1 protein-coding gene is annotated in these 658 nt (G+C 48.6%); it reads left to right on the top strand.

The features are described from left to right. Positions 1–415: 415 nt before the first annotated feature. The coding region (locus D5R40_RS38845; RefSeq protein WP_205127889.1) for a hypothetical protein at positions 416–658 on the top strand (243 nt) is incomplete at its 3' end.

Raw genomic sequence — 658 nt, 5'->3', positions numbered from 1 at the left:
ATAATCCGATGCGTTTCTATCCAAAGGACAGGATTGTTCCTACGGAGAAAGACACTTTCTTCCGTTTGACTCAATTACATGGTACAGTGCATGATGAAGGGGCAGCGATGATGGGTGGTGTATCGGCGAACGCCGGTTTATTTGGCTCAGCCAACGACTTGGCTAAGTTGTTCCAAATGTATTTGAAAGAGGGAAGTTATGGGGAGAGCAGTGCATTGCGAGTAAGGCGCTTCCAAGAGTTTACCAAATGTCAATATTGTGAGGAGGGAAATCGAAGAGGACTAGGGCTTGATAAACCCCTGATCGAATACGATAAATCTTCCAGTTCCGTAGCGGAGCAAGCGAGTCCGTCAAGTTTTGGCCATTCCAGGGCTATACGGGCACCTTCGTCTGGGCGGATCCGGAGACAGACCTCTTGTACATCTTCTTCTCCAACCGCGTCTTCCCAACCCGAAACAATCCTAAAATCTATCGACTCAATATCCGGCCAAGAATCCATACGGCGCTTTACGAGTCATTGGATCGAAAGAAAGAAGATGTCCCCTTGGCCAATTTCCAGCCGAAGGAGCTAATCTCCTCCAATGGCACAAATTACCTGCTCAATTACTCCTCAGGCGGCAAACCGGCTGAGAAGGGCGATTACGTCTACTTTCACGCC

Origin of the sequence: Okeania hirsuta (genome assembly GCF_003838195.1) — a bacterium.
In the GTDB taxonomy this organism is placed as follows: Bacteria; Cyanobacteriota; Cyanobacteriia; order Cyanobacteriales; family Microcoleaceae; genus Okeania; species Okeania hirsuta.
This window is presented reverse-complemented; position numbering and strand designations above follow the sequence as displayed.